Below are 26,880 nucleotides of genomic sequence, written 5' to 3'. Positions count from 1 at the left end.
GTATCTTTAGATTATAAAACACCAAATATGGTATACCTGCCTGCCGGCAAGGCAGGTTTAAAAACAGCGTAAATCAATTTTTAACCTGTAGCCATATTTCAGGACTAGACAGCTAAAAAACGTAACAAATGAATAAGTTCTATCTCTCAATTGTAATGGTCTTTACATTATCACGAATGGTTGGTCAAAATACTGATCCACTTTATTTATGGCACGATTACGTTTTTGACGATTTATATATTGTCAACACCATGGAAATTCACTCTGACTCAACTTATACCAGCAAAGATTGGGCATTTGAGGAGAAAAAAGAATGGACATCCTATAAGCGTATCAAACCGAATGTTAAAAATGGACGAATCAAGAAGAAAGGAAAGTATTTTATATTGACTGAATATAAAAACGGAAAAGAAGTTACCTTAAAAAGTAGAGTAAAACTCAATAAACGTATGTTGATTTTTTATTATCCCAATGCAAGTGGCAAATTAGAAGCTCAAGGGAAGTACAAGAGAGTCAATTAGGTTTGGGAAACCAGTTGCCACATACGTACAAAACAAACAAACTTTTTAGGTTTTGAGTGAGCCATATGAGTGAGCGCGTTAGGGATTGCAGCGGCATCCTTTTGCTGTTTAATGAAGAGTAGGTAGTCTTTTCTAATAAAGCTATTAATTATATTGTAGATTCCTGGCTTCTGAGGAATGACAAAAGCAAAAGATATAGCGGAAAGCCCGACCCGACAGGGTAACGCCATAAAAAAAGACAAATCCATTTCTGAATTTGCCTTTATATTTAAAATACTCTAAAGCTTATTTTGCCTCAGCATATCTCCTTTCAACCTCATTCCAGTTAATTACATTAAAAAATGCACTTATATAATCTGGACGACGGTTTTGGTAGTTTAAGTAATAAGCGTGTTCCCAAACATCAATGCCTAAAATAGGGGTTCCACCACAACCAATTCCTGGCATTAAAGGGTTATCTTGGTTTGGTGTAGAGCATACTTCAACTTTTCCGCCTTTGTGCACGCATAACCAAGCCCAACCAGAACCAAATTGTGTCGCTGCTGCCTTAGAAAATGCATCCATAAAGCCTTCTTTAGAACCAAACTCTGCCTCAATAGCATCTTTTAATTCTCCTGACAAATACCCTTTCCCCTCAGGATTCATCGCACTCCAAAATAAAGAGTGGTTGTAAAATCCACCACCGTTATTTCTAACGGCACCGTTACTCATATCTAAATTGGTAAGAATATCATTAATAGATTTTCCTGCCAAATCAGTGCCGTCAATAGCAGCATTTAATTTGTTTGTATATCCTGCATGATGCTTAGAGTGGTGTATTTCCATTGTTCTTGCATCTATATGTGGTTCTAACGCATCATAAGCGTAACCTAAATCTGGTAATTCAAAAGCCATAATTATTTGTTTAAAATATTAATATTTAATTTCAACAAAGTTAGACATAAAAGGCATCAATTAAAAATAATAAATTGTTATGAACTCATTGAGAGTTTTTATCTTGTCAACAAATTTGATGTATGAACAAGCCTAGTGATTTTACCATTTATAATGCTTCTGCTGGTAGCGGTAAAACCTATACGCTTGTAAAATCTTACCTAAAATTAGTGTTGGGCGCCAAAAATCCCGAAATGTTTAAGCGTATTTTGGCCATTACATTTACCAATAAAGCGGTGGCTGAAATGAAAGGACGTATTATTGATACGTTGAAAACATTCTCGGACGAATCTATTTTAAAAACGTCTGAAAACGATATGTTTAATGATCTCTGCAAAGCTCTAAACCTATCTGAAAAAGCTCTTCACCAGAAATCAAAAACTGTTTTGGATACCATTATTCATAACTATGCTGCTTTTGATATTTCTACCATTGATGGCTTTACACATAGAATTATAAGAACCTTTGCTTATGATTTGAAGTTGCCCTTAAATTTTGAAGTTGAACTGGACCAACAAGCACTTTTGAATGAAGCTGTGGATAGCTTAATTAACAAAGCTGGAACTGATAAACAACTTACCAATATTTTGGTGGATTTTGCTATTGAAAAAGCAGATGATGATAAAAGTTGGGACGTAGCGTTGGATTTTAATAAGATTGCCAAACTCCTTGTAAATGAAAACGATCTACCTTATATAGAAAAACTTCAGGATAAGACACTTGATGATTTTAAAGTGTTGAAGCAACTGCTTAAAGAAAAGATTTTTGAGTCTGAAAAAACCATTACAAAAAATGCTGAAAGTGTTTTAGAACTTATAGCACAAGCTGGTTTAGAGCATTCAGATTTTTCAAGAGGTACGCTTCCCAACCACTTTAAAAAAGTGATGCGTCTCGATTTTAATCGCTTATACGATAATCAACTAGAAGAAAATATATCTGAAGGCAAACGCATTTACAACAAAACCTTAGACCCTGTTTTAGCGAGCACCATAGATCAAATCCTTCCTGAAATTGAGGTGTTTTATAAAACAATAAAAGCAAATGTATTTCACCTTAAATTTTTAAAAGCTTTTTATAAAAACATTACACCGCTTTCAGTTTTAAATGCAATTCATAAAGAACTTGTATTACTGAAGGAAGACCAAAACAAAATGTTGATTTCGGAATTTAACAGTATCATAAGTAAAGAAATTAAAGATCAACCTACACCTTTTATTTATGAACGCATTGGGGAAAAATTCAAGCATTATTTTATTGATGAGTTTCAGGATACTTCTGTGAAACAATGGGAAAATTTAATTCCGCTTATTAACAACGCGCTTTCTAGTGAAAATGGCAGTGCGATGTTGGTTGGCGATGCTAAACAAGCCATTTACCGCTGGCGTGGTGGAAAAGCAGAACAGTTCATTGACTTGTTTAATAAAAACACACAACCTTTTTATCTGGAACAGGATGTAAACAATTTAGATACGAACTACAGAAGTTCCAGAGAAATTATAGAGTTTAACAATAGTTTGTTCAAGTTTATTGCAGAAACTGTGTTTCAAAATCCTGATTATGCACATCTTTATAAAAATACGCACCAAAATATGCATGATGATAGCGAGGGTTATGTTGAACTGTCGCTCTTAGACATTAAAAAAGAGGATGATAGAAACGAAAAGTATTGTGAAGCAGTATTAAATACCATTACTACCTGTAGCTCCAACGGTTATGAGCTTTCAGACATCACTGTTTTGGTACGCTACAAAAAAGAAGGAATTGCAGTTGCTAAATATTTAAGTGAGCACAATATTCCTATTTTATCTTCGGAAACTTTATTAGTGATTAATAGTCCTGAAGTAAATTTCATCAATAACATATTGAAACTCTTATCCCAACCTGAAAACAATGAAATTAAAATTGAAGTTTTAACATTTTTAGCAACATTGCTGGAGGTTGAAGATGTGCACGAATTCTTTTCAAAGCACATTAATTTACCAATTACACAATTTTTTAAGTCTCTGGAGCACTATTATATCTTTATAAACAGTAAATCTTTAGTGCAACTGCCATTATATGATTTAGTAGAGACCATTGCAAGGTGTTTCAATTTGATAAAAGTCCCTAATGCCTACATTCAGTATTACTTAGATATAGTGCTTGATTTTTACCAGAAAAAAGGCTCGGATATTACATCATTTCTGGAGTATTTTGACAAGAAAAAAGACAGTTTTAGTATTATTTCTCCTGAAGGTCAAAATGCAGTACAAATTATGACCATTCACAAATCTAAAGGGCTGGAATTTCCTATTGTTATTTTCCCTTTCGCAGATTTAAACCTTTATCAAGAAATAGAGCCAAAAGAGTGGTTTGCTTTAGATAGTGGTCAATACAATGGTTTTGAACATGCGTTGCTAAATTTTAATAATGATTTTGAGCATTTTGGTAATCAAGGTCTAGAAATTTACAATAGGCACAAATCTGAACAAGAATTAGACAATATTAACTTGCTATATGTTGCTTTAACAAGAGCGGAAGAACAACTTTTTATTTTGACTAAGGACGACGAGAATCTAAAAGAAGACGCTAAAAACAAAAAATACTCCGGACTGTTCATAAACTTTTTGAAGCAACGTAATTTGTGGAACCCTTCTGAAGTTAATTATACCTTTGGCACAATGCAAAAGGCTATTAGAAGGCATCAGGAGAAACAACTCGTAAAGCAACAAAATACCTTTATATCTAATGCTAAAGAAGATTTAAATATTACCATAGTTACAAAATCTGGAATGCTATGGGATACTCATCAAGAAGATGCCATAGAAAAAGGGAATCTCGTCCATAATATTATGGCTAGTATAAAAACTAGGGATGATTTAGATGATGTTTTAAATGAATTTTACACTTCATCAGAAATAAACGAAAACCAAAAGAAGAGCCTTCAAAATATAATCACTACCATTTTAAATCATCCAGAATTAAAAAAGTACTACAGTTCTAAATACATCATTTTCAATGAGCGTGATATCATTTCTACCATGGGACGCATATTTCGACCCGACAGGCTAGTTTTGGACAAAGAGAATAACCATTTTACCATTATTGATTACAAAACTGGAGAAGAGCATGCCAAACACAGAAAACAATTAGACGATTACGAGAGTTTAATCAAAGAAATGGGCTATATGGTCGATGAAAAAATATTAGTGTACATCAACGAAAAAGTGTCAATTAAAAATTTGTAATAAATTTTCAAGATTTATTAAATACGCGAAGTACTTTTTTGCATAAAATATTATCTAAAATCATTCTGAAATACGCATGGATAAAGGTAATCTTCAATTTTTTTATATATTTGTCTTTGTTAATAACATTTAACAACTTACTTTTGTTCACAATTAACACTTAAAAATTAAACTTTTGAATATGAAAAATCTTAGCCGATTATTGTTCGCTACGTTGCTAGTATTAGGTTTTAGCAATGTTGATGCGCAAGACAAAAACAACCCTTGGCAAATAACCATTGGGGTAAATGCAGTTGATGCATATCCAAATGGAGATGGAGGTCCTTTTAGTGAAACTATCTTTGATGAGTTTGCCAACGTAGAAGACCACTACAACATTTTACCTTCCCTATCTACTATTTCTGTTTCTAAGTATATTGGAGATGGTTTCTCTTTCGGAGTAGCTGGTTCTTTAAACAAAATTGATAAATGGGGAGATGTTCCTGGTTCTTTTCCTGAAGAAACTAGAAACGTTGACGATTTATCATATTATGCAATTGACGGTACTATCAAATATGGTATTGGTGAAGTACTAGATTGGAAAACTTTTGATCCATTCATCGGAATCGGTGGTGGATACACTTGGATAGATGAAATTGGAGCTGGTACTTTAAATGGTACTTTAGGTTTCAACTTGTGGTTCAGTGAAAATATTGGTTTAACTATCCAAACAGCTTATAAACATGCGTTTGAAGATTACCTAGATACACATTTTCAACATTCAGCAGGTCTTTCAATTAGATTTGGTGGTACTGATACAGACGGTGATGGTATCTATGACAAAGATGATGCTTGTCCAGACGTTGCTGGTTTAGAGGCGTTCAACGGATGTCCTGATACAGATGGTGATGGTATCGAAGACAGCAAAGATGATTGTCCAAACGAAGCTGGAGCAGCCGAATTTAACGGATGTCCTGACGGAGATGGTGACGGTGTTGTTGACAAAGATGATAACTGTCCTACTGTTGCTGGTTTAAAAGCTTTAGGCGGATGTCCTGATGCAGACGGTGACGGTGTTACTGATGCAGACGATAAATGTCCAGACGAAGCAGGTCCTGCTGCAAACAAAGGATGCCCATGGCCAGATTCTGACGGTGACGGTGTGTTAGACAAAGACGATAAATGTCCAGATGTTAAAGGTACCGTAGCTAATAACGGATGTCCTGAAGTTTCTGAAGAAGTTCAAAAAACTTTAAATGAATACGCAAAAACTATCTTATTTGATACAGGTAAATCTACTATAAAAGCACAATCTGCTGCTGTATTAGCTGATATTATCACAATCTTAAAAGAATACCCAACTGCTAAGTTTACAGTTGAAGGACATACTGATAGTGTAGGTAGTGAAAAACTTAACCAAAGATTATCAGACTCTAGAGCTAACTCTGTAAAAGAGTACTTAGTAGAAAACGGTATTGATGCATTTAGATTATCTGCTCTTGGATATGGAGAATCTAAGCCTATCGATACTAACAAAACTAGAAAAGGTAGAGCTAACAACAGACGTGTAGAAATTAACTTAGCTAAGTAAAAGCAAGTTAAATCTTAACATAATAAGTTTAAAAACGCTTCGGTAATCCCGAGGCGTTTTTTATTTTTATACACCTATGACCTCCTTCATTTTTGATGTTTTAAAAGATTTACAGCAAAACCGTTATAATCTCTCAGAATTAACTTTTGTACTACCAAGTAAACGCGCTGGATTATTCTTAAAACATCAAATACCAAAAGTTAGTAATAAGACACTTTTTGCACCAAAAATTATAAGTATTGAAGAATTTGTTGAAGAGCTTTCTCAACTTAATAGTGTTACAAATACAGACTTACTTTTTGAGTTTTATACTACGTATCTAAAACTTACTGATAAATCTCAACAAGACACATTTGAGTCTTTTTCTAAATGGAGTCAAATACTGCTTCAGGACTTTAATGAGATAGATCGATATCTTATACCACAAAAGCAAATTTTTGATTATTTAAGCGCCATACAGGAAATTAATCATTGGTCTACTGAGAAAAATCAGACCGACTTTATAAAACAGTATTTATCCTTCTGGAATAAACTCAGTCTTTACTACGACCATTTTACCACTGCATTAATAAATAAAGGGGTTGGGTACCAAGGTCTAATATACAGAGAAGCAGTAGAAAACATTGAGTCCTTCATACAAAACACTAACGATGAAAAATTCATTTTTTTAGGCTTTAATGCTCTAAATACCGCAGAGGAAATCATAATTAAAGAATTACTTCACAACGATATAGCTGAGATATACTGGGATATTGACAAAGTGTTTTTAAACAACCCCAAACACGATGCTGCTTTATTTACAAGACAGCACAAAACCAATTGGACCTATTTTAAAAAGCATCTTTTCAAATGGGAGACTAACCATTATTCCCAAGAAAAATCAATATCAGTTTTTGGCATCCCAAAAAACGTAGGACAAGCAAAATATATTGGAGAGTTACTTCAAGATTTAAAAAAAGAAAATAAAAACCTAAAAGATACGGCAGTAGTTTTAGGAGACGAAAACTTATTGGTTCCTATTTTAAACTCATTACCGCCTGATATCGAAGCCCTAAATATTACCATGGGTTTCCCTTTAAAATCTATTCCCCTGGCTTCTCTCTTTGAGGCCTTATTTCGTGTTCATAAAACGGTATCAAATAGCTTTTATTATAAAGATGTAGAATCTATTTTATCACATCAATTTACAAGATTACTCTTTTCAAGTGCTGATGAAGATATTGTAAGTAAGCTTGTTGTATATATAAAAAGCAATAACCTTACCTACCTTACATCAGAAAAATTAAAAACAATAGCACCAAAACACAGCGATATTATTGATCTGTTTTTTTCAGGTTGGAATGCTTCCATAGATAACGTATTATCTAAATGTTCCACTTTAATCTTTGCCGTTAAAGAAAAGCTAGATGAAAATAAGTCGTATAATAAATTATCTCTTGAGTATATCTATCGCTTTAACACTCTTTTTAATGAAATAATTAGATTAAATTCTGAATATCGCCATATTCAAGATATATCTTCATTGTACAGCGTCTACAAAGAGTTACTTAGCAGTGAAACATTAGATTTCCAAGGAGAACCTCTTAAAGGACTGCAAATTATGGGAATGCTAGAGTCTCGTGTGTTAGATTATGAAACGGTAATCATCTCATCCGTAAATGAAGGTATTTTGCCTTCTGGTAAGAGTAACAATTCCTTTATTCCGTTTGATGTGAAATTGGAGAACAAACTTCCCACCTATAAAGAAAAAGATGCAGTGTACACCTATCATTTCTACAGGCTATTGCAACGCGCAAAAAACGTATACATACTTTATAATACAGAGGCCGACGTGCTCTCTGGAGGTGAAAAGAGTCGATTTATTACACAATTGGAATTAGAAGGCATACACCATATCAATCATCAAATTATCGCTCCAATAGTTCCTAAAATAGAACACAATTTAAAGGTGGTTAAAAAGACAAGCCATCTCTTGGAAGAGATTTATAAGGTTGCTAAATCAGGGTTTTCACCATCATCTTTAACGAATTATATGCGAAATCCAATTGATTTTTATTATCAGAAAATTTTAAAAATCAAAGAGCATGAAGATGTTGAAGAAACTGTTGCTGCAAATACTTTAGGTACTGTGGTTCATAATACACTTGAGGAGTTTTACAAACCATTCTTAAATCAATTTTTAACTGTTGATATTGTCAAAAATTTTAAATCTGAAATTGAAGAACGTGTTACTTATCATTTTAAAAAAGAGTATAAAGAAGGTGATATCTCAAAAGGAAAAAATCTTATTGTATTTGAAATTGCCAAGCGCTATATCTCTAATTTCTTAAATGCAGAAATTGAAGATTTAAAGGCAGGAAATCAAATAAAAATTCTTAAGATAGAAGCGGACAACATGATAGAACTGGATATTCCTGAACTTGAATTCCCTGTTAAATTAACGGGGAAAGTTGATCGTGTCGATGAGTACAACGGAAACACCAGAATTGTCGACTACAAAACAGGTAATGTACAACAAGCACAAGTTGAAATTATAAACTGGAATGATATTACGACCGATTATAAAAAGTACAGCAAAAGCTTTCAGGTATTAACTTATGCCTATATGATGTACAAATCCAAACAAGTAATATTGCCTATTGAAGCTGGAATAATTTCCTTTAAAAATTTAAGTTCTGGGGTTTTAAAATTTGCCAAGAAAGAAAGTATAAGAGGTAAAAAAGATACCTTTATTACTGAAGCTACTTTGGCTTCTTTTGAAGTTGAATTAAAAGCGCTTATTTCAGAAATTTGTAATCCTAATATCGATTTTAAAGAAAAAGAAGTTTAATTATGACTATAATTAAAAATATTATCCTTGGAGGTCAACATGACAAGCCCATCTTAACTGATGTGTATTATCTACAAAATAAAAAACCCAAACCAATTATCATTTTCTGCCATGGGTATAAGGGGTTCAAAGACTGGGGCGCTTGGGATTTGATGGCTAATGCATTTGCAGAGGCTGGGTTTTTCTTTATAAAATTCAATTTTTCCCATAATGGAGGTACAGTAGAACAACCTATTGATTTTCCAGATTTAGAGGCTTTTGGAAATAACAACTATACCAAAGAACTGGATGATTTAGAAAGTGTAGTGGATTGGATTTGTAGCACTTCAGAATTTGAAAAAGAGGCAGATTCCAAAGATATAAGTCTCATAGGGCATAGTAGAGGTGGTGGTATTGTTACGATTAAAGCTGAAGAGGACAATCGTATCAATAGAGTTATAAGTCTTGCAGGCGTTTGCGATTATGGAAAAAGAAGTTCAACTATTGGCGATTTAGAACAATGGAAAAAAGATGGGGTGAAATATGTGATGAATGGCAGAACCAAACAACAAATGCCTCACTATTATCAATTCTATGAAAATTACATGGAGAACGAGGAGCGACTTACAATTATGAGAGCCGTTTCAAATTTAAAAATTCCTTACCTCATCATTCATGGCGATAATGATACTAGTGTTTTAATTGATGAGGCACATCAACTCCATTCGTGGAATCCAAAAAGCCAACTAAAACTGATAGATGGAGCAGATCACGTTTTTAACACCAAGCACCCTTGGAAGCTAAATTCGCTCTCAAAAGAATTAAATATAGCTGTTGAAGCTATAATAAAATTTGTACGAGTTTAGTATTTAGTTCTCACTAAATAAAAAGGCGACATCCCTGGGATGTCGCCTTTTGTGGAGAAGATCGGGCTCGAACCGACGACCTCTTGACTGCCAGTCAAGCGCTCTAGCCAACTGAGCTACATCCCCTTTATTTTAAACCGCTTAATACTAAAACAGGTGTTTTAATAAAAAAATCTTTGCGCAATATAGTATCCTTTTCCCATTTTTTAGCAAAAAACCCACGTTTTCGTCTTACAACACAAAGCATATCGGGACTGTGCGACTGAAAATGCTCTAATACGCCTTGAAATGTGGTAGCATTTATGCTTTCAGTAGTATTTCTTACGATTGAACCTAGTTCTTCATTCACATCAAAATCACCTGCTTTATGATACGGTGTCTTTACCAAAAGTAGGTCAACATCACAATCAAATTTTGATTTTACATCTTTTAGAGGTTGTAACACGTTTTCCTTTTTGATAATGGCCGATTTTATTGCCATCAATATATTTGAAGGAGCCGAAAACCTGTAGCCTTCAGGAACAATCAATGCGGGCACATCCATTTGCTTGATAATTTTTCCAGAAGTTTTCCCTAAATACACTTCGTCTTTAATAGAGTTCGTTCTTGGTTCAACTAAAACTAAATCTACATCAGCCGCTTTACAGGCCAACTCTAAAGTCTCAACCATGTCACCTTTCAAAACCTTCACATAAACATCAATATTTTTTTTATCGACTTGAGCCACCAACCCATTCAGGAACTCTAAACTTTCGCGTTGAATAATTTTGTCGACGTTCATCATAGTTCCTGCCTTGGTAAATACATTATAAACCTGCACAACAAAAACCTTTGCGCCAAAAGCCTCGGCAAAATCTACAGCATATTGCAAATGACTTACCGCATTTTTTGACGATCCCACAGGAACCAAAATATTTTTCATAACCAGATAGTTAAAGCTTAAATTTACAATAAATTTTGGGGCAAAAGTAAATAATTTAATGATACGGAAAGCAATACTCGAAGATGTAGATGAAATTTTAGAAATTACCAAGGCGTCTGCAAAACACATGATTTTTCAAAACATTTTTCAATGGAATGAATTTTACCCAAATGCCGCAGCTTTTGAAATAGATATTAAACGAGATGAATGCTATGTTTTAGAGATTAACAATGCCATTATAGGTTGCATTACCATTTCAACCCTTATGGATGAAGAATACATCCCAATATTATGGTTAACACCAAATAAAAATAACATTTATATCCATCGCTTAGCGGTACATCCTAATTATCAAGGCAAAGGCCATGCGCAAGAATTATTGTCATTCGCCGAAAACTATGCTGTAACAAAAAGATACACTTCCATAAGATTAGATACATTTTCACAGAACAAAAGAAACCAAAAGTTTTACGAACTTCGCGGGTATAAAAAATTGGGGGATATTTACTTTCCAAAGCAAAGTGAATATCCTTTCCATTGTTATGAACTAGTCCTGTGAGCAGCAATATCAGCTTAAAATACATCAATAAACTAGCTATTCCAGCATTAATTTCAGGAATATCAGAACCTATTCTGTCTATAACCGATACAGCAATTGTAGGTAATATTGATGTGAATCCCGTAGAATCACTTGCTGCTGTAGGCATTGTGGGAACATTTTTATCCATGCTCATTTGGATTTTAGGGCAAACCAGAAGCGCCATTTCCGCCATAATATCTCAATATTTAGGAGCAGATAATTTGGAATCTGTAAAAAATCTGCCAGCACAAGCCATATTTATAGTAACGTCGCTAAGTCTTTTAATAATCGCTAGCACCTATCCTTTCGCATCTCAAATTTTTAAACTCTATAACGCCTCTAATCTTATATTAGATTACAGCGTGCTATATTATAAAATCAGGGTTTTTGGCTTTCCGTTTACTTTGTTTACTATAGCAGTTTTTGGCACATTTAGAGGCTTACAAAACACATATCATCCAATGATTATTGCCATTATTGGCGCATCTGCAAATATTATCTTAGATTTCATTTTGGTATATGGTATTCCAGGATATCTGGAACCCATGAATATAGAAGGCGCAGCCTACGCCAGTGTTATCGCACAAATCCTTATGGCATTGTTTTCAGCATATTTCCTACTGAAAAAAACGAGTATACCCTTAATACCAACATTTCCGTTTAATAAAGAAATTAAAAGATTTATCGTCATGATTCTCAATCTTTTTGTGAGAACACTGGCGCTCAATATTACCTTGTATTTTGCTACAAGGTTCGCCACAGGATATGGTAAAAACTATATAGCAGCCTATACCATCGCTATTAATCTATGGTTTCTAGGTGCTTTTATTATTGATGGTTATGCGGGTGCTGGCAATATTATGTCAGGTAGATTATATGGAGGCAAACATTACAAAAATCTCGTTAATCTCAATAAAAAATTAATTAAAATCGGATTGGTAGTGGGGTTCATTTTAACGGTAGCGGGATTCATTGTTTACAAACCCATCGGTTTACTTTTCACAAAAGAACCAGAAGTATTGCAACGTTTTTACGATATATTCTGGATAGTACTCATCATGCAACCCATCTGCTCTATCGCATTTATTTTTGATGGAATTTTTAAAGGCTTGGGCAAAATGAAAACGTTAAGAAATGTACTGCTACTCGCCACGTTTTTAGTTTTCATTCCAATACTATACGCTTTAGATTATTTCAATTTTAAGCTAAATGGTATTTTTATTGCGCTCACGTTTTGGATGATAGCAAGAGCCTTACCTCTTCTTATTAGTTTTAATAAACAATTCATCCCACTCGCAAAAAACAATTAACTTTACAACCAATTTTCAAGCAAACCGATGCAATTTTTAAGCCTCTTTCAAAGCCCAGATATAGAAGAAAAAATTAAAAATGCGCCCGATAGTGGTTACGAAATAGGCGTATTTATTGGTGCCATGATACCCTTTGTAGTTCTGGTTATCATCGCCTACATGATTTATTATTACAGCAAAAAACGCAACGAAAACAGATAATTATGGATGTTCTTAGCTTTTTAGGTGGCAACGGTCTTTTTTTGCTCCTGGCTTTCGTGCTAATTATCGTCTATTTTGTCAATAAAAAACGTCGCAAATAGTATCTTTGTCCATCAATACCATTCAAATGAGTAACATACGCATCACCAAACAATTCTCTTTCGAAACCGGTCACGCCCTTTATGGCTACGATGGCAAATGTAAAAACGTACACGGGCACAGTTACCGTCTCGACGTCACCGTTATTGGAAAACCCATTAGCGACACATCTAACGTAAAATACGGTATGGTTATCGATTTTGGTGATCTCAAAAAAATCGTGAAAGAAGAAATTGTTAGCGTTTTCGACCACGCTACGGTGTTCAACAAAAACACCCCTCATGTAGAACTAGCCAAAGAGCTGCAGACCCGTGGACATAATATTTTATTGGTTGATTATCAACCCACAAGTGAAATGATGGTTATCGATTTTGCCAAAAAAATAAAAGCACGCCTACCTGAAAATATTAAGTTGCACTCCTTAAAACTTCAAGAAACTGCTACCAGTTTTGCGGAATGGTTCGCTAACGATCAAGATTGATTTTTTGGGCGTTCCCCTACAGGGTCGGGCTTTCGGCAGTCGCTCCTTCCTACGTCAGGGAGCTTCAACAAATGCCTCAATCCCAAACGCAGTCCTGTTTGCTATCATCAGCAAAACATAAAACTTACTTCACATTTGCAAAAGCTTTACGAGCCACTTACAGAAGTTTATCATAATTCGTGAAATTCGTGGCAAAAAACTATATTTACCATATGCAAATCCCAAAAGGAAAAAAAATATATTTCGCTTCCGATAATCACCTCGGCGCCCCAACACGAGAAGCATCCTTACCTCGCGAAAAAAAATTCGTTGCTTGGTTGGACGAGATCAAAAAAGATGCAGCCGTTATTTTTTTGTTAGGCGATTTGTTCGACTTTTGGATGGAATATAAAAAAGTAGTCCCCAAAGGTTTTACACGCACCCTTGGTAAACTTGCTGAAATATCAGATTCTGGTATTCCAATTCATTACTTTGTAGGCAATCACGATTTGTGGATGGATGGCTATTTTGAAGAAGAACTAAATATTCCCGTATATCACAAACCCAAAGAATTCACTTTTAACGACAAAACCTTTTTCATTGGTCATGGTGACGGATTGGGTCCTGGAGATAAAGGTTATAAGCGTATGAAAAAGGTTTTCACCAACCCCATTTGTAAATGGCTCTTTAAACGTTTAATACATCCCGATTTTGGTGTGCGATTGGGGCATTATATGTCCGTTAAAAACAAAATGATTTCAGGCGATGAAGATGCTAAATTTCTTGGTGAAGATAATGAATGGCTAGTGCAGTATTGTAAGCGTAAACTAGACGACAAACACCGCGACTACTTCGTTTTTGGACACAGGCACTTGCCGCTGGATATCGACCTCAACAACAATTCCAAATATATTAATCTTGGGGATTGGATTCAGTATTTTACTTATGGAGTTTTTGATGGAGAAACTTTGGATTTAAAGGAGTATAAAGTATAATTAGTCCACCTTTTACCAGACATAGTTTTTACTCTACCTCACTAGCTTCAATATCCTCGGTTAAATCCAATTCACGTAGAACAGGGTTTTTTAATCCAACGGTAAAAACAGTGAGTAGCGTCATGGAACCTCCAAAAACTACGGCAGCAACAGGTCCCATTATTTTGGCGGTTAAACCACTTTCAAAAGCGCCTAATTCGTTAGAAGAGCCAACAAACATAGAATTTACAGAAGATACGCGCCCACGCATATCGTCAGGGGTTTTCAATTGTAAAATCGTTTGCCGAATCACCATAGAAATACCATCTGCAGCTCCACTAATAAATAACATTAAAACACTCACCCAAAAAATATTTGAAAGTCCGAAACCGATAATACTCAATCCAAATACAAATACCGCAATCAACATTTTTTTGCCTGTATTCTTACTTATCGGAATGTAAGTGGTGGCGAACATAGTTAAAATACTTCCCAACGAAATAGAAGCATTCATAATCCCAAAACCTTCACTACCCACTTCCAAAACATCCTGTGCAAATACGGAAAGAATGGCAACAGTACCACCAAACAAGACTGCAATCATATCCAACGTTAACGCTCCTAAAATTGCTTTATTTTGAAATACAAAACGTACACCAACTTTTAGGCTGTCCATCATAGGCTCGCCTATCTTTTTATTTAAAATGGGTTTCTTCTCAATTAAAAAAACCATAAAAAAGGAAATCACCACAAGAAAAAACACGACGCATAAGGTACTTGCCACACCAATCCAACTGATAAAAAACCCTCCGAAAAGTGCTCCTAAAACCGCAGCCGTCTTCCAAGTACTTGTGCTCCAAGTTGCAGCATTAGGATATATTTTCTTAGGAACAATTAAAGCTACTAAGGAGAAAATTATTGGTCCAAAAAACGAACGCAAAAACCCTCCAAAAAACACCAAGGCATAAATACAATAAAGAATAGATCGCGTAGACCAATCACCTACAACGGTATCTGAGGTCAACAAAAATAATCCTAAACTAATGAGTGAAAAAGCAGCGATACAAAGGGCAAATAAATTTCGTTTTTCTCGCTGGTCCACAATATGACCTGCAAACAAAGCCATGGTAAATGCTGGAATTATTTCCATAAGCCCAATAATCCCAAGCGATAATGGATCTTTTGTCAAACTATACACCTGCCATTCAATGACAATAAATTGCATGGACCAACCAAATACTAGAAACAGGCGCAGCAGTAAAAAAATATTGAACTCTCTAATTCTTAGTGCAGCATATGGGTCGGTTTTTGCCATAATAACTACGCTTTAATATCCCTTAATTTTAATTGCAACGACACGTTACCCCGCCATTCATTTTCGTCAATGGAGTACACAGCCTTAAATGGTTTTCCCTCAGAAATTAATTCGTATTTATCTCCCATCCCGAAACCGATCGCCACGATACTATTAGAATCGGTTTGACTTGCAGTAATTCGCAGATGTGTTTTATCAGCACCAACACACTTTCCATAGCCAGTATCTTTTAAATTATCGGTCATGAATACGGGTGTCATATTACTTGGTCCGTAGGGTGCAAATTGTTTTAAAATTCTATAAAACTTAGGCGTAATATCGTTTAATTCAATTTGGGTATCAATCTTAATTTCTGGAGTTAATAAGTTTCTATCAATAGTTTTAGAAACTTCATCTTCAAAAGCTTGCTTGAAAGCTTCATAGTTTTCTTCTTCTAGGGTTAAACCAGCTGCATATTTGTGTCCGCCAAACTGCTCAATATATTCTTTGCAAGCCTCTAAAGCATTATATACGTCGAAACCTCTTACTGAACGTGCCGAAGCCGCCAGTTTTCCACCACTTTTGGTAAATACCAAAGTAGGGCGGTAATAGGTTTCCGTCAACCTTGAAGCCACAATACCTATGACACCCTTATGCCAATCTTCGCCATAAACTACAGTGGTCAATCGGTCTTGCTCTTTATTTTCTTCAATTTGTTGTAAGGCCGCTTCAGTAATTTCTTTATCGGTAGCTCTTCTTTCTAAATTGTAATTGTCAATATCTACGGCGTGTTTTTTTGCATCCTCGTATTCTTCATCTGCTAATAAGGCTACAGCAAAATTACCATGCTCCATGCGGCCAGCAGCATTAATACGAGGCGCTATGATAAAAACTACATCGGTAATGGTCAACTCTGTTTTTTCAACCTGATCGATGATTGCTTTAATTCCCGGTCTTGGGTTGGTGTTAATAACATGCAGTCCAAAATAAGCCATTACTCTGTTTTCACCATCAATAGGTACAATATCTGCACCAATGGCCGTTGCTACCAAATCCAAATACTTGATTAAATCCTCTGTAGTTTCTCCATCCTTTTGTGCTAAAGCTTGAATCAACTTAAAACCAACACCACACCCGCATAACTCCTTGTAAGGGTACTCGCAATCTTCGCGTTTTGGGTCTAAAACCGCTACTGCTTCAGGAATATTTTCTCCAGGCCTGTGATGATCGCAAATGATAAAATCAATACCCAATGTTTTTGCATAGGCCACTTTATCTATGGCTTTGATACCACAATCTAATGCAATAATTAATGAAAAATCATTCTCTAACGCAAAGTTGATACCCTTTTTGGATACGCCATACCCTTCATCATACCGATTAGGAACGTAGGTATACACTAGATTATGCTTAGTTTTAAGATATGTAGACATCAAAGCCACTGCCGTAGTGCCATCCACATCATAATCGCCATAAACCAAAATATTTTCCTTATCAGCAATAGCTTTTTCAATACGTGCCACCGCCTTGTCCATATCCTTCATTAGAAAAGGGTCATGTAGATGACTTAAACTAGGGCGAAAAAATGCCTTTGCCTCCTCATAAGTTTCAATACCACGTTGCACTAAAATCGTTGCAATTACTTCATCAACTTGAAGTGCTTCTTGTAAATGTTTTATCCTTTCTAAATTTGGTTTTGGTTTAAGCGTCCAGCGCATTCAAAAAGTTTTAAGTTATAATTTCTAAACCCTAAATTAAAAGTACTTATCAGTCTAGGCACTTTTGGTATGAAAATGCGTTTCTATATCCAATTCTGAAAATTGACGGAACATTTCCATAACACCACAGTATTTTTCAATGGATAAATCTACTGCACGTTGCAATTTCTTTTCTTGTAAATTATCCCCATAGAAATGAAAATGCATTGCCACCTTATCATAATATTTAGGGTGCTCATCAGTTAAATTTGCCTCAATATCTATATTAAAATCATCAACATCCAACTTCATTTTCTTTATCAAAGCAGCCACATCTAGCCCAGAGCAACCTGCTAATCCTGATAACATTAAGGCTTTAGGGCGATAACCTTCACTTTTGCCTCCGTTTTCTTCACCTGCATCAATAAACAAATTATGCCCCGAAGGATTGGTACTTTCAAATCGCATTTCTCCTAACCATTTTGTGGAAACTTTTATTGCCATTTTTCTGAATTATTTTTCGTTAATTGTAAATTCAAAAATACTACTAAAAAAATAAAATCATGCCTTTAGTAACGCCATTATCTCCAGAGCACGATCTGGAAACCAAAGCACTTGCAGAATTCTTTAACGAAACTTTGGGCTTTTGTCCAAACTCAGTATTAACCATGCAACGTCGTCCTGCCATCAGTAAGGCATTTATCAATTTAAATAAAGCTGTTATGGCTAATGAAGGACGTGTAACATCAGCATTGAAACGTATGATTGCCTGGGTGTCAAGTAACGCTACAGGCTGTCGTTATTGTCAAGCACATGCTATTCGTGCTGCTGAACGGTATGGCGCTGAACAAGAACAACTAGATAATATTTGGGAATACCGCACACATCCTGCTTTTAGCGAAGCTGAACGCGCTGCTTTAGACTTTAGTTTAGCAGCTTCTCAAGTGCCAAATGCCGTTGATAATACTATAAAAAAACGCTTGTATGAACACTGGAACGAAGGTGAAATTGTGGAAATGCTCGGTGTTATTTCCTTATTTGGTTATTTGAATAGATGGAATGATTCCATGGGCACTTCTATTGAAGATGGCGCCGTTGAAAGTGGGGAGCAGTATTTGGGAAAACACGGTTGGGAGAAAGGGAAGCATGTTTAAATTTTTATGAGAAGACATGCATAATGTTGATTATTCTAAAATTATAGGTTTCTTTTCGAAGATTGTAGACCTAAATGACAACGAAAAAAAACTTTAAAAGATAAGCTTGAAATCTTTCACTTTAAAAAGAAAGAGGTCATTGTAAAAGAAGGCGCTACAAGTAACTACGTCTATTTTGTAAATGATGGTATTTTAAGATCGTACTACCTAAAAGACGGTGAAGAAGTTACAACACAGTTTTATTTCCCAAATTCCTATTGCTCTTCATATAGCAGTTTTTTAACCCAAAGCAAAGGGCGTATAAATATAGAATGCCTAAGCGATGTAGAGCTTTTGGCGTTATCCTATGAAAATGTTCAGAGGATGTATAAATCGAGTACAGCATTTAATACTTTTGGGAGGCGCATTAGTGAATTTTTATACATCGATTTTTATAAACGCTCGTCTTCCTTCCTGTTAGATGATGCTAAAACGAGATACTTAACGCTTTTAAAAGAACGACCAGAAATTTTAAAATCTATCCCCAATTACATGATTGCTTCTTATATTGGCATTACTCCAGAATCGTTAAGCCGACTAAAAAAGCAACTTTTATCTGAGTAAATAATATCTGTTTTGGTTTTCTTACCATAGGTCAATTTTTTTTATCGTGTTAAGTTCTAAGTTTGGAGTATAAATTTAATACCTAGAAAAATGAGAATTTCAGTTTTAATTATTATCATACTTTTTTCTTCAATAAAAGTCTCAGCATGTTCTGCATTTATGTGTCGTGCTAAAAATAGTGTGTACTTCGCCAAAAACTTCGATTGGCAGCATAGTCATAGCTATATCATAAAAAATGATAAAAATATCTTTAAAAATGGGTATAATTTTAAGGGCGATAATACAGTATCGTGGACCTCAAAATATGGATCTTTAACCTTCAACCAAATTGGTAAAGAATTCCCTTTTGGTGGCATGAATGAAGCTGGTTTGGTCGTGAAACAACTTTGGAATCAAGATGATTGTGAATATGAAGTGTTTGAACACTCTAAAACAATTTCTGAATTAGAATGGATTCAATACCAATTAGATAATTACGCATCGGTTGATGAAGTTCTATATGCCTTAAAACAACTTACCATAATCCCTGTGATGGCAAAAGTGCATTATTTTATCGCTGACACCTCTGGGAAATCAGCAATAATTGAGTTTATAAATGGAAAAACTGTAGTTATTGAGTCGTCTGATAATCATCAATTAATCACGAATAGTAATTATAAAAATTCACAAAACTATTGGGCGACTCATAAAAACAATTTGGATAAAACTTCGGGAAGTTCGCTTGATAGATATTGCCATTTAACAAAAAGTATTTCTGAGTTAAATCTTGATGATTCTGTTGACCCCAAAGCTTTGTTCAAAACCTTGTTGCCAACCAGAACAACCCAAACACAATGGAGCATTGTTTACGATATTACCGCTAAAGAAATCCAATTTTTAAGCCGAAATAATCCTAACGTAAAAACGGTTAAACTACATGATTTTAATTTTGAAAATAACAACTCTATAGCCGCAAAAATAAATTCTGAAAGTTTGAATTTTGAAGCCTACACTTTTGAAAAAAACAAGTCTTTAGTTGATACATTCCATGAGAATTTTGGTATTCCCTATATTGATTATGAAAAGATGAATGCGTACCAAATGCAACCTGAAAAGGCTCTAAAAGATGATGCCTTTGAGAACACAATTAATATCAAAGTGAATTTTAAAGTGAAAAAAACAGTGGAAAAATCGCATTAATGCTGGTAAATAGTGAAGCAAATTATAAAAGCAGAAAACCCATTAAAGCGGCTAAAAGCAGTGTGGTGAACAATGAAGTATCCGTAATGTTTTATTCAATTCCAAAAGGGGAATATGCTGTTATGGCCTACCATGAGGTAAATAATAATGGAAAACTGGATACTAACTTCCTAGGAATTCCATCTGAGCCATTTGCATTCTCAAATAATGCTAAGGGCTTTATGGGCGCGCCAAAATTTGAAAAAGCTAAGTTTATTGTTGATGCTAATACTGTTATTGATTTGGAGATAAAGTAGAGTATTTTTATTGCAAAGAGGTTGGTCTATAATATTTCATGAGTTCTCTGCTTTAATTGCGGCAACACGTCAACCTCAAACCATGGGTTCTTCATCAACCAAAACCGATTTCGTGGTGATGGATGCGGTAACGGTAAATATTTTGGTAAGTATACTTTATAATTTCTAACGGTCTCTGTTAACGTCTTTTTGGCCTGTTTTCCCAAATAATACTTTTGGGCGTACATCCCTATTAAAATCACGAGTTCTACATTTTTTAGTTCGTCAAATAAAAGTTCATGCCATTGGGGTGCACATTCTGGTCGCGGTGGTAAATCGCCTGTTCTTCCTTTTCCAGGATAACAAAACCCCATGGGAATGATGGCAAACTTTTTTTCATCATAAAATTCTTCATCTGTAACATTCAACCATCTTCTGAGTTGCCTCCCGCTGGCATCATCCCAAGGAATACCAGAGGCGTGCACTTTTGTTCCTGGTGCTTGTCCGATGATTACTATTTTAGATTCTGGATGTGCGGCTACTACGGGCCGAGGGCCTAAAGGCAAATGTGCTTTGCAGATGGTACATTGCTGTATGTCTTGAAGTAAATCTTCCATTACTTTTTCCCCCCAACCACAACAACTATTTCTCCTTTTGGCAGTTTTTTGGTATAATAGTCCAAAACCTCTCTTGCAGTACCTCTTACGGTTTCTTCGTATAATTTTGTCAATTCTCTTGAAACCGAAACTGGTCTATCCTCCCCAAAATATTCACAAAAATGCCCTAAGGTTTTTACCAGTTTATGTGGACTTTCATAAAAAATCATAGTTCTGGTTTCTTCAGCTAACAATAATAATCGAGTTTGTCGCCCTTTTTTTACTGGTAAGAACCCCTCGAATACAAATTTATCGTTTGGTAATCCAGAATTTACTAAAGCTGGCACAAATGCCGTAGCACCTGGTAAGCACTCAATTTCAATGTTGTTTTCAATACATGCTCTGGATAACAAAAACCCAGGATCGGAAATCGCAGGAGTTCCTGCATCACTAATCAACGCAATAGAAGTCCCTCCCTTTAGTTTTTGAATGATGTTATCAACCGTTTTATGCTCATTATGCATGTGGTGCGATTGCATATGGGTGGTAATTTCAAAATGCTTTAGTAGTTTCCCCGAGGTTCGGGTGTCTTCTGCTAGAATTAAATCTACAGCTTTTAAGACTTCAATGGCTCGAAAGGTTATATCTTTTAAATTCCCGATGGGTGTTGGAACAAGGTAAAGTTTACTCATGTGTTAGGGATTGAACGGTATGTTTGAGCTCCTTGAAGAGAGCGAGTAGTGAAAGCCCGACCCGAGCATGTTGGTTTCATGAAATATTCTAGATTATAATCGAGGGTAACACCCAAATATTAACTAAACTTAGCTTCAACAATTGCTTTGAAACGTTCTTCAAACTCTTCTTTCCCGTCCCAGTTATTGTAATCTGGCTTCACGATGGTTTCGATAAAGCGATCTGCATCTTCAAAGGACTGAATGGTATTTAATTGGGAAATCACACGATCGTAATCAGTGGCATTGCCTTCAAATAAATGCTTGATAAACGCAATTTTATCATTGAGACCGATGCTCATACCGCCACTTTTAATGCGGTCGTTCAACGTTTTTTTCTCCTGTCCATTTTGTTGTTGCACTTTTGAAATGGGCTCAAACACAGGTAAATCCCTGAAATCTGCAGTTAAATCTTCCAACTCGCCTTTATGGGTTTCTTCTTTAGGCACCACGGATTCAATAATCTTATCTACCTCCTCCTGTTGCTTTGTTTCCTCTGGCATAAACTCTACCATATCCTTGATTTTGTTCATAACAGGTTCTGAGATATCATCGTCAACCACATCATCCAAATTGATATAAATTTTATCTTCAACCTCAATATTATCACTTATTTTATTATTGAAGGCGGTATCCAACATGTCAAAAAATGAAGAATTGTTGCCTATCGTTGGAATATCATCGTCAAAATTTTCATGTGCAAATTTTAAAACCGACAGCTTTTCATAAAGCAAGCGTGCTTCTTCATGCATCCTTAAAACATCTTCCCTTCCTTTTAATTTAAGAATTCTATGTGCAATACTCACTAACTCAGATTCCAACTTCTTCTTCATCTTAGTATAATTTTAAAAAATTAATGCGTTTTAGACTTTCGATTTTAATAAATTTACGCCACCTTTATACAAAACGTGCGACAGCTTAGTTTTAGTGTTAAAATTACAAAATGTTTCTCGAAAATACCGTAAATCATAAAGAACAATTTGGCTGGATTGAAGTTATCTGCGGATCAATGTTCTCTGGAAAAACAGAAGAGCTCATCCGAAGACTAAAACGTGCGCAATTTGCAAAGCAAAAGGTTGAAATTTTTAAACCTGCTATTGATGTGCGTTATGATGAAGATATGGTGGTGTCTCATGACGAGAATCAAATTCGTTCTACGCCGGTACCTGCAGCGGCAAATATTCCTATTTTAGCAGATGGCTGTGACGTAGTTGGTATTGATGAAGCGCAGTTTTTTGACGATGAGATCGTGAGCGTATGTAATGATTTGGCAAATAAAGGCGTTCGTGTAATTGTAGCGGGATTGGATATGGATTTTAAAGGTAACCCTTTTGGGCCCATGCCTAACCTAATGGCAACTGCTGAATATGTTACCAAAGTGCATGCTGTATGTACAAGAACAGGTAATTTAGCGCAATACAGCTATAGAAAATCTAAAAACGATGATATTGTAATGCTTGGGGAAGTAGATGAATACGAGCCGTTAAGTAGAGCCGCATATTATAAAGCTACAATGAGCGAAAAGATTAAAACAATGAAAGTGAAAGATGTTGAAGATGTGACCTCCAAACAAAAGAAACCGAATGCCTAAAGCCCAAGAAACCATTCTTGAAATTGATTTAAATGCGCTTAGACATAATTTTGAGTATTTAAAATCTAAATTAAAAAGCAACACAAAATTTTTAGCGGTGGTAAAGGCGTTTGCCTATGGCAATGATGCCGAAGAAATAGCCAGATATTTACAGCATTTAGACATTGATTATTTTGCTGTGGCTTATGCCAATGAGGGCGCTGCTTTAAGGCAAGCTGGTGTTACCAAGCCCATTTTAGTGTTGCATACCTTAGCTGTAAACTTTGATGTTGTTCTAGAAAATTGCCTTGAACCCAACTTATATAATGCAAAAATTTTAAACGAGTTTATTGCCTTTACTGAAGCTGAAAATCAAAACGAATATCCTGTTCATATTAAGTTTAACACAGGCCTAAATAGACTTGGTTTTTGGGAAAATGATGTGGATTATATTGTTTCAAAACTAAAAGCTACTTCAGCGGTTAAGGTAAAATCCTTGTTTTCTCATTTAGCAGCAAGCGAAGATTTAAACGAAAGAGACTTCACTTTAAGACAAATTGCCAGTTTTAAGGAAATAGCCGAAAACTTTTCCAAGGCTATTGGTTACCAGCCAATATTGCACATGACCAATACCTCTGGTATTTTAAACTACCCCGAAGCACATTTTGATATGGTACGTTCTGGCATCGGCTTATATGGTTTTGGTAATTCTGAAAAAGAAAGTACCTATTTAAAACCCATTGCGAGTTTAAAAACCGTGATTTCACAAATTCATCAAATTGAAAAAGGTGAATCTGTGGGCTATAATCGCGCTTATAAAAGTGATGCCTTGTTTACTAAAACTGCAACTTTACCGTTGGGCCACGCTGATGGTATTAGTAGAATTTATGGTAACGGCAAAGGCTTTGTTATAATACATGGAAAAAGAGCCCCTATTATTGGCAATGTTTGTATGGATATGATTATGGTAAACATTACAGGTATTGATTGTAAAGAAGGCGACGAAGTTATTATTTTTGATGGAGAAACAACATCAGCTGAAACTCTTGCTGAAGGTGCAGGCACTATTTCCTACGAATTAATCACCTCCATTTCACAGCGTGTAAAACGAGTGATTCTAAAATCATAATAACCAAGAGAAAAAAACGAGTTATTGAATAATATGCTTTATTTCTTTTCGATATTGTGATGCGCTTTTCCCTGTTATTTCGTTAAACTGCTTATTAAAGTGCGAAAAATTGTTAAATCCGCACTCATAACAAATATCAGCAATACTCATTTGGCTTTCGTTAAGCAACTTTGTTGCGTGCACAATACGATATTCGTTTACCATTTGAGTAAAGGTTTTACCCGTAGTTTTCTTAAAGTATCGGCAAAAGGCAGGTACTGTCATGCTTACCTTGCCTGCAATCTCCTCTAGTGTAATATGGTCTTGAAAATTGGTGTTAATGTATTTATATATCAACTTAATCTTATCACTATCTTGAGGGTTGGTTTCGAAAGCTATACCATCGGCATTTAAGAGCACATAATCTTCTGTTTTGGCCAAATAGTCCAATATTTCCAAGAAACTTATAATACGCTTTAAGCCTTCATATTCTGTAAGTGCATCAATTTTAGGACCTACTACCTTTTTGGTTTCAATACCAAAACGAATTCCCTTTTCTGCACGGGCAAATAAGGCCGAAACGTTGGACATCTCAGGCACATTCATAAAATAATCACCTAAGCAATTTGATTTAAATTGCACCGTAGTTTCAGAGCCATTGGCAGTTAATCTATCTGCAAAACCATTATGAGGTAAATTTGCACCTATTAATATCAACTGACTATTATTAAAATAAGATAGATGATTCCCAATATGAGTTTTTCCTTGGCCCTTATTCACATACACCAGCTCAAGCTCAGGATGAAAATGCCAGAACGCATTGTTCTTGTCAACACGTTCCAAATGTTGCTTTACCAAGATAGAACTACCAAAACTAGGAGTTACCTTTTCTAGTGTAGGTTTCTTTTTAATCATTGTGGCAATTTTAATGCAAATTTAGCATTTATTATGCATACATTATATATTCTATTACCTTAAATATATGCTAAATTAACTTAACAATCAGTTAACATATACTTAACAGTTAAAATAGCATATAAATTAGTCAAAATTGTTGTTTTTCAAAATAGACATCCAGTGTATCTTTGTAGTGTAAAAACGTTGGTGTCATCATTTAAATGATACAAAACCAACGGATACATAAAGATTTAAATAATTGTACTGATTTAAGCAGTACGTTCAAAATATACATTAATAATTAATTTTAATGTCTTATTTAGTTTAGTTGGTTAAAGTGGGCTGTGGTGGCCCACTTTTTTTTGCTCTAATCCCAAAAAAAATTAATATCCTTTAAAATTTTTACAAGGTTAAAATAATACACATCTATAGAAAATTCCCCCATAAAATATATAGAATTAACCCCGCAATATAGCATATTAACTTTTTAATAAAATAACACAAATTTAACAGATAATTTTGCATATAAATTGGTCAATTTCAATGTTTTACAGCAATCTTCTTTGATATAATTTTGACCTGTAAAACGTTAATAAATCCAAATCATGAAAAACGTAATGAACAACTCAAAAAAAGTATTTTTAATGGTAGCACTATTTGCTACGGTTATGGGATACGCAAGTGACAATTCATTTTACATTAGTAAAGGTGATGCAAACAAAACTGTAATTACCTTAAATGATGTAAAAGAGGGAAATCTTTTCACTATTAAAGACAAAAACGGGTTAATACTATATAAGGAAGCGATACAACAAAACGGACTCTACAAAAAAGGGTTTGATTTAACATCACTTCCAGATGGTAGCTACTTTTTTGAACTTGATAAGGATATGGAAATCAAAACCATTCCGTTTAAGGTAAAAGTAAGTGAAGTAGTATTTGACAAAGACAATGCAGAAACAATTTTTAAACCTTCAACAGTGGTTAAGCAAGACCTTTTATTTGTGTCAAAATTAGCTTTAGAAGGCGAGGAATTAGAAATAAGTATCTATCAAGAAAATGGTTTTTATGCTGCACCATACCAATTGATACATAATGAAACAATTTCAAATACCAAGCATATTGAAAGAGTCTATAAATTTGTTGACTTCAGAAAAGGAGAATATAAAATTATTTACAAAACAGAAGGTAAAACATTTGTAGAATTTATCTAAGTAGCACTAACTCAATTTAATTTCTGAGGAGCGGACCAATTGGTTCGCTCTTCTTTTTTATAAATACTGTCACGTAATTTGAATAATGTA

General features: G+C 34.8%; 26 protein-coding genes, 1 tRNA gene and 1 pseudogene. 18 read left to right on the top strand and 10 right to left on the bottom strand.

The annotated features are described in order from the left end of the window. Nucleotides 1-128 precede the first annotated feature (128 nt). Complete coding sequence (locus EYD45_RS15745) at nucleotides 129-521, top strand: hypothetical protein (protein WP_130965594.1); 393 nt, start codon at nucleotides 129-131, stop codon at nucleotides 519-521. 285 nt (nucleotides 522-806) lie between these two features. Here the strand turns inward: EYD45_RS15745 and EYD45_RS15740 are convergent, their stop codons facing one another. Continuing rightward, on the bottom strand, nucleotides 807-1,415 hold the full coding sequence (locus tag EYD45_RS15740; protein WP_130965593.1) for a superoxide dismutase: 609 nt from the start codon (nucleotides 1,413-1,415) through the stop codon (nucleotides 807-809). Nucleotides 1,416-1,537: 122 nt separating this feature from the next. On the opposite strand from EYD45_RS15740, the gene EYD45_RS15735 reads away from it, so the two are divergent. From EYD45_RS15735 to EYD45_RS15720, 4 genes are all read left to right on the top strand, one after another. Next, entirely contained in the window at nucleotides 1,538-4,681 is a 3,144-nt protein-coding gene (locus tag EYD45_RS15735; RefSeq protein WP_130965591.1) for a UvrD-helicase domain-containing protein, read from the top strand. A 181-nt stretch (nucleotides 4,682-4,862) separates the two neighbouring features. Beyond that, the gene (locus EYD45_RS15730) at nucleotides 4,863-6,251 is read left to right on the top strand and encodes an OmpA family protein (RefSeq protein ID WP_130965590.1); all 1,389 of its coding nucleotides are present in this window, start codon (nucleotides 4,863-4,865) and stop codon (nucleotides 6,249-6,251) included. A 76-nt stretch (nucleotides 6,252-6,327) separates the two neighbouring features. Next, nucleotides 6,328-9,081 carry a PD-(D/E)XK nuclease family protein gene (locus EYD45_RS15725; RefSeq protein ID WP_130965588.1) on the top strand — a complete coding sequence of 918 codons (2,754 nt, stop codon included), beginning with the start codon at nucleotides 6,328-6,330 and terminating at the stop codon, nucleotides 9,079-9,081. Nucleotides 9,082-9,083: 2 nt separating this feature from the next. Beyond that, nucleotides 9,084-9,926 carry an alpha/beta hydrolase family protein gene (locus EYD45_RS15720; RefSeq protein ID WP_130965587.1) on the top strand — a complete coding sequence of 281 codons (843 nt, stop codon included), beginning with the start codon at nucleotides 9,084-9,086 and terminating at the stop codon, nucleotides 9,924-9,926. Between the two features lie 52 nt (nucleotides 9,927-9,978). Here EYD45_RS15720 and EYD45_RS15715 read toward each other — a convergent pair. Then, a tRNA-Ala gene (locus EYD45_RS15715) sits at nucleotides 9,979-10,052 on the bottom strand. Nucleotide 10,053: 1 nt separating this feature from the next. Next, nucleotides 10,054-10,848 (bottom strand): universal stress protein, encoded by a 795-nt coding sequence (locus tag EYD45_RS15710; RefSeq protein WP_130965585.1) that lies wholly within the window; start codon nucleotides 10,846-10,848, stop codon nucleotides 10,054-10,056. 58 nt (nucleotides 10,849-10,906) lie between these two features. Here EYD45_RS15710 and EYD45_RS15705 point away from each other — a divergent pair, with 58 nt between their 5' ends. The 5 genes from EYD45_RS15705 to EYD45_RS15690 all read left to right on the top strand — a co-directional run bounded on the left by EYD45_RS15705 (nucleotide 10,907) and on the right by EYD45_RS15690 (nucleotide 14,493). After that, nucleotides 10,907-11,407: a GNAT family N-acetyltransferase gene (locus EYD45_RS15705; protein ID WP_130965583.1), complete on the top strand. Its 501-nt coding sequence runs from the start codon at nucleotides 10,907-10,909 to the stop codon at nucleotides 11,405-11,407. Next, on the top strand, nucleotides 11,404-12,738 hold the full coding sequence (locus EYD45_RS15700; RefSeq protein ID WP_130965582.1) for an MATE family efflux transporter: 1,335 nt from the start codon (nucleotides 11,404-11,406) through the stop codon (nucleotides 12,736-12,738). Before EYD45_RS15705 ends, EYD45_RS15700 begins: the two co-directional genes overlap by 4 nt. Before the next feature lie 27 nt (nucleotides 12,739-12,765). Then, nucleotides 12,766-12,939, top strand: coding sequence for a hypothetical protein (locus tag EYD45_RS16775; protein WP_165453953.1), 174 nt, complete (start codon nucleotides 12,766-12,768; stop codon nucleotides 12,937-12,939). Between the two features lie 127 nt (nucleotides 12,940-13,066). Next, nucleotides 13,067-13,519 carry a 6-pyruvoyl trahydropterin synthase family protein gene (locus EYD45_RS15695; RefSeq protein ID WP_130965580.1) on the top strand — a complete coding sequence of 151 codons (453 nt, stop codon included), beginning with the start codon at nucleotides 13,067-13,069 and terminating at the stop codon, nucleotides 13,517-13,519. A 212-nt stretch (nucleotides 13,520-13,731) separates the two neighbouring features. Beyond that, a complete protein-coding gene (locus EYD45_RS15690) occupies nucleotides 13,732-14,493 on the top strand; it encodes a UDP-2,3-diacylglucosamine diphosphatase (RefSeq protein WP_130965578.1) in 762 nt (253 codons plus the stop codon). 28 nt (nucleotides 14,494-14,521) lie between these two features. Here EYD45_RS15690 and EYD45_RS15685 read toward each other — a convergent pair whose 3' ends face one another. Genes EYD45_RS15685 through EYD45_RS15675 form a run of 3 tightly spaced genes read right to left on the bottom strand, consistent with a single transcriptional unit; the run spans nucleotide 14,522 to nucleotide 17,967 of the window. Beyond that, nucleotides 14,522-15,787 carry an MFS transporter gene (locus EYD45_RS15685; protein ID WP_130965577.1) on the bottom strand — a complete coding sequence of 422 codons (1,266 nt, stop codon included), beginning with the start codon at nucleotides 15,785-15,787 and terminating at the stop codon, nucleotides 14,522-14,524. Between the two features lie 5 nt (nucleotides 15,788-15,792). Beyond that, nucleotides 15,793-17,484, bottom strand: a complete 1,692-nt coding sequence (gene recJ, locus EYD45_RS15680; RefSeq protein ID WP_130965576.1) for a single-stranded-DNA-specific exonuclease RecJ — start codon at nucleotides 17,482-17,484, stop codon at nucleotides 15,793-15,795. A 54-nt stretch (nucleotides 17,485-17,538) separates the two neighbouring features. Further along, nucleotides 17,539-17,967 (bottom strand): OsmC family protein, encoded by a 429-nt coding sequence (locus tag EYD45_RS15675; protein WP_130965574.1) that lies wholly within the window; start codon nucleotides 17,965-17,967, stop codon nucleotides 17,539-17,541. A 59-nt stretch (nucleotides 17,968-18,026) separates the two neighbouring features. Here EYD45_RS15675 and EYD45_RS15670 point away from each other — a divergent pair, with 59 nt between their 5' ends. The 5 genes and pseudogenes from EYD45_RS15670 to EYD45_RS15655 all read left to right on the top strand — a co-directional run bounded on the left by EYD45_RS15670 (nucleotide 18,027) and on the right by EYD45_RS15655 (nucleotide 20,695). Continuing rightward, entirely contained in the window at nucleotides 18,027-18,617 is a 591-nt protein-coding gene (locus EYD45_RS15670; protein WP_130965573.1) for a carboxymuconolactone decarboxylase family protein, read from the top strand. 111 nt (nucleotides 18,618-18,728) lie between these two features. Next, nucleotides 18,729-18,980 (top strand): annotated as a pseudogene (locus tag EYD45_RS17110) (Crp/Fnr family transcriptional regulator); the annotation flags it as partial. Beyond that, the gene (locus EYD45_RS16970) at nucleotides 18,981-19,220 is read left to right on the top strand and encodes a cyclic nucleotide-binding domain-containing protein (protein ID WP_233702676.1); all 240 of its coding nucleotides are present in this window, start codon (nucleotides 18,981-18,983) and stop codon (nucleotides 19,218-19,220) included. It abuts the pseudogene before it with no gap. A 90-nt stretch (nucleotides 19,221-19,310) separates the two neighbouring features. Continuing rightward, nucleotides 19,311-20,399, top strand: a complete 1,089-nt coding sequence (locus tag EYD45_RS15660) for a linear amide C-N hydrolase (RefSeq protein WP_130965570.1) — start codon at nucleotides 19,311-19,313, stop codon at nucleotides 20,397-20,399. Next, the gene (locus EYD45_RS15655) at nucleotides 20,399-20,695 is read left to right on the top strand and encodes a DUF2141 domain-containing protein (RefSeq protein WP_130965568.1); all 297 of its coding nucleotides are present in this window, start codon (nucleotides 20,399-20,401) and stop codon (nucleotides 20,693-20,695) included. The genes EYD45_RS15660 and EYD45_RS15655 overlap by 1 nt, the downstream gene beginning before the upstream one ends. Nucleotides 20,696-20,721: 26 nt before the next feature. Here the strand turns inward: EYD45_RS15655 and EYD45_RS15650 are convergent, their stop codons facing one another. The 3 genes from EYD45_RS15650 to EYD45_RS15640 all read right to left on the bottom strand — a co-directional run bounded on the left by EYD45_RS15650 (nucleotide 20,722) and on the right by EYD45_RS15640 (nucleotide 22,834). Beyond that, nucleotides 20,722-21,291: a uracil-DNA glycosylase family protein gene (locus EYD45_RS15650; protein ID WP_130965566.1), complete on the bottom strand. Its 570-nt coding sequence runs from the start codon at nucleotides 21,289-21,291 to the stop codon at nucleotides 20,722-20,724. Beyond that, nucleotides 21,291-21,962: a 16S rRNA (cytidine(1402)-2'-O)-methyltransferase gene (gene rsmI, locus EYD45_RS15645; protein ID WP_130965565.1), complete on the bottom strand. Its 672-nt coding sequence runs from the start codon at nucleotides 21,960-21,962 to the stop codon at nucleotides 21,291-21,293. The genes EYD45_RS15650 and rsmI overlap by 1 nt, the downstream gene beginning before the upstream one ends. A gap of 119 nt (nucleotides 21,963-22,081) precedes the next feature. Then, complete coding sequence (locus tag EYD45_RS15640) at nucleotides 22,082-22,834, bottom strand: hypothetical protein (RefSeq protein ID WP_130965564.1); 753 nt, start codon at nucleotides 22,832-22,834, stop codon at nucleotides 22,082-22,084. A 110-nt stretch (nucleotides 22,835-22,944) separates the two neighbouring features. Here EYD45_RS15640 and EYD45_RS15635 point away from each other — a divergent pair, with 110 nt between their 5' ends. Together EYD45_RS15635 and alr are read left to right on the top strand one after the other, a co-directional pair. Then, nucleotides 22,945-23,592, top strand: a complete 648-nt coding sequence (locus EYD45_RS15635; protein ID WP_130965562.1) for a thymidine kinase — start codon at nucleotides 22,945-22,947, stop codon at nucleotides 23,590-23,592. Beyond that, a complete protein-coding gene (alr, locus tag EYD45_RS15630) occupies nucleotides 23,585-24,700 on the top strand; it encodes an alanine racemase (RefSeq protein WP_130965560.1) in 1,116 nt (371 codons plus the stop codon). Before EYD45_RS15635 ends, alr begins: the two co-directional genes overlap by 8 nt. A gap of 21 nt (nucleotides 24,701-24,721) precedes the next feature. Here alr and EYD45_RS15625 read toward each other — a convergent pair whose 3' ends face one another. Beyond that, nucleotides 24,722-25,594 (bottom strand): AraC family transcriptional regulator, encoded by an 873-nt coding sequence (locus EYD45_RS15625; RefSeq protein ID WP_130965558.1) that lies wholly within the window; start codon nucleotides 25,592-25,594, stop codon nucleotides 24,722-24,724. Nucleotides 25,595-26,181: 587 nt separating this feature from the next. Between EYD45_RS15625 and EYD45_RS15620 the strand changes: the two genes are divergently transcribed. Continuing rightward, nucleotides 26,182-26,790 carry a hypothetical protein gene (locus tag EYD45_RS15620; RefSeq protein WP_130965556.1) on the top strand — a complete coding sequence of 203 codons (609 nt, stop codon included), beginning with the start codon at nucleotides 26,182-26,184 and terminating at the stop codon, nucleotides 26,788-26,790. Nucleotides 26,791-26,880: the final 90 nt, after the last annotated feature.

This window comes from Hyunsoonleella flava, from assembly GCF_004310325.1.
GTDB classification, from domain to species: Bacteria; Bacteroidota; Bacteroidia; order Flavobacteriales; family Flavobacteriaceae; genus Jejuia; species Jejuia flava.
Note: the sequence above shows the minus strand (reverse complement) of the source record. Positions and strands in the feature narration are given on the sequence as shown.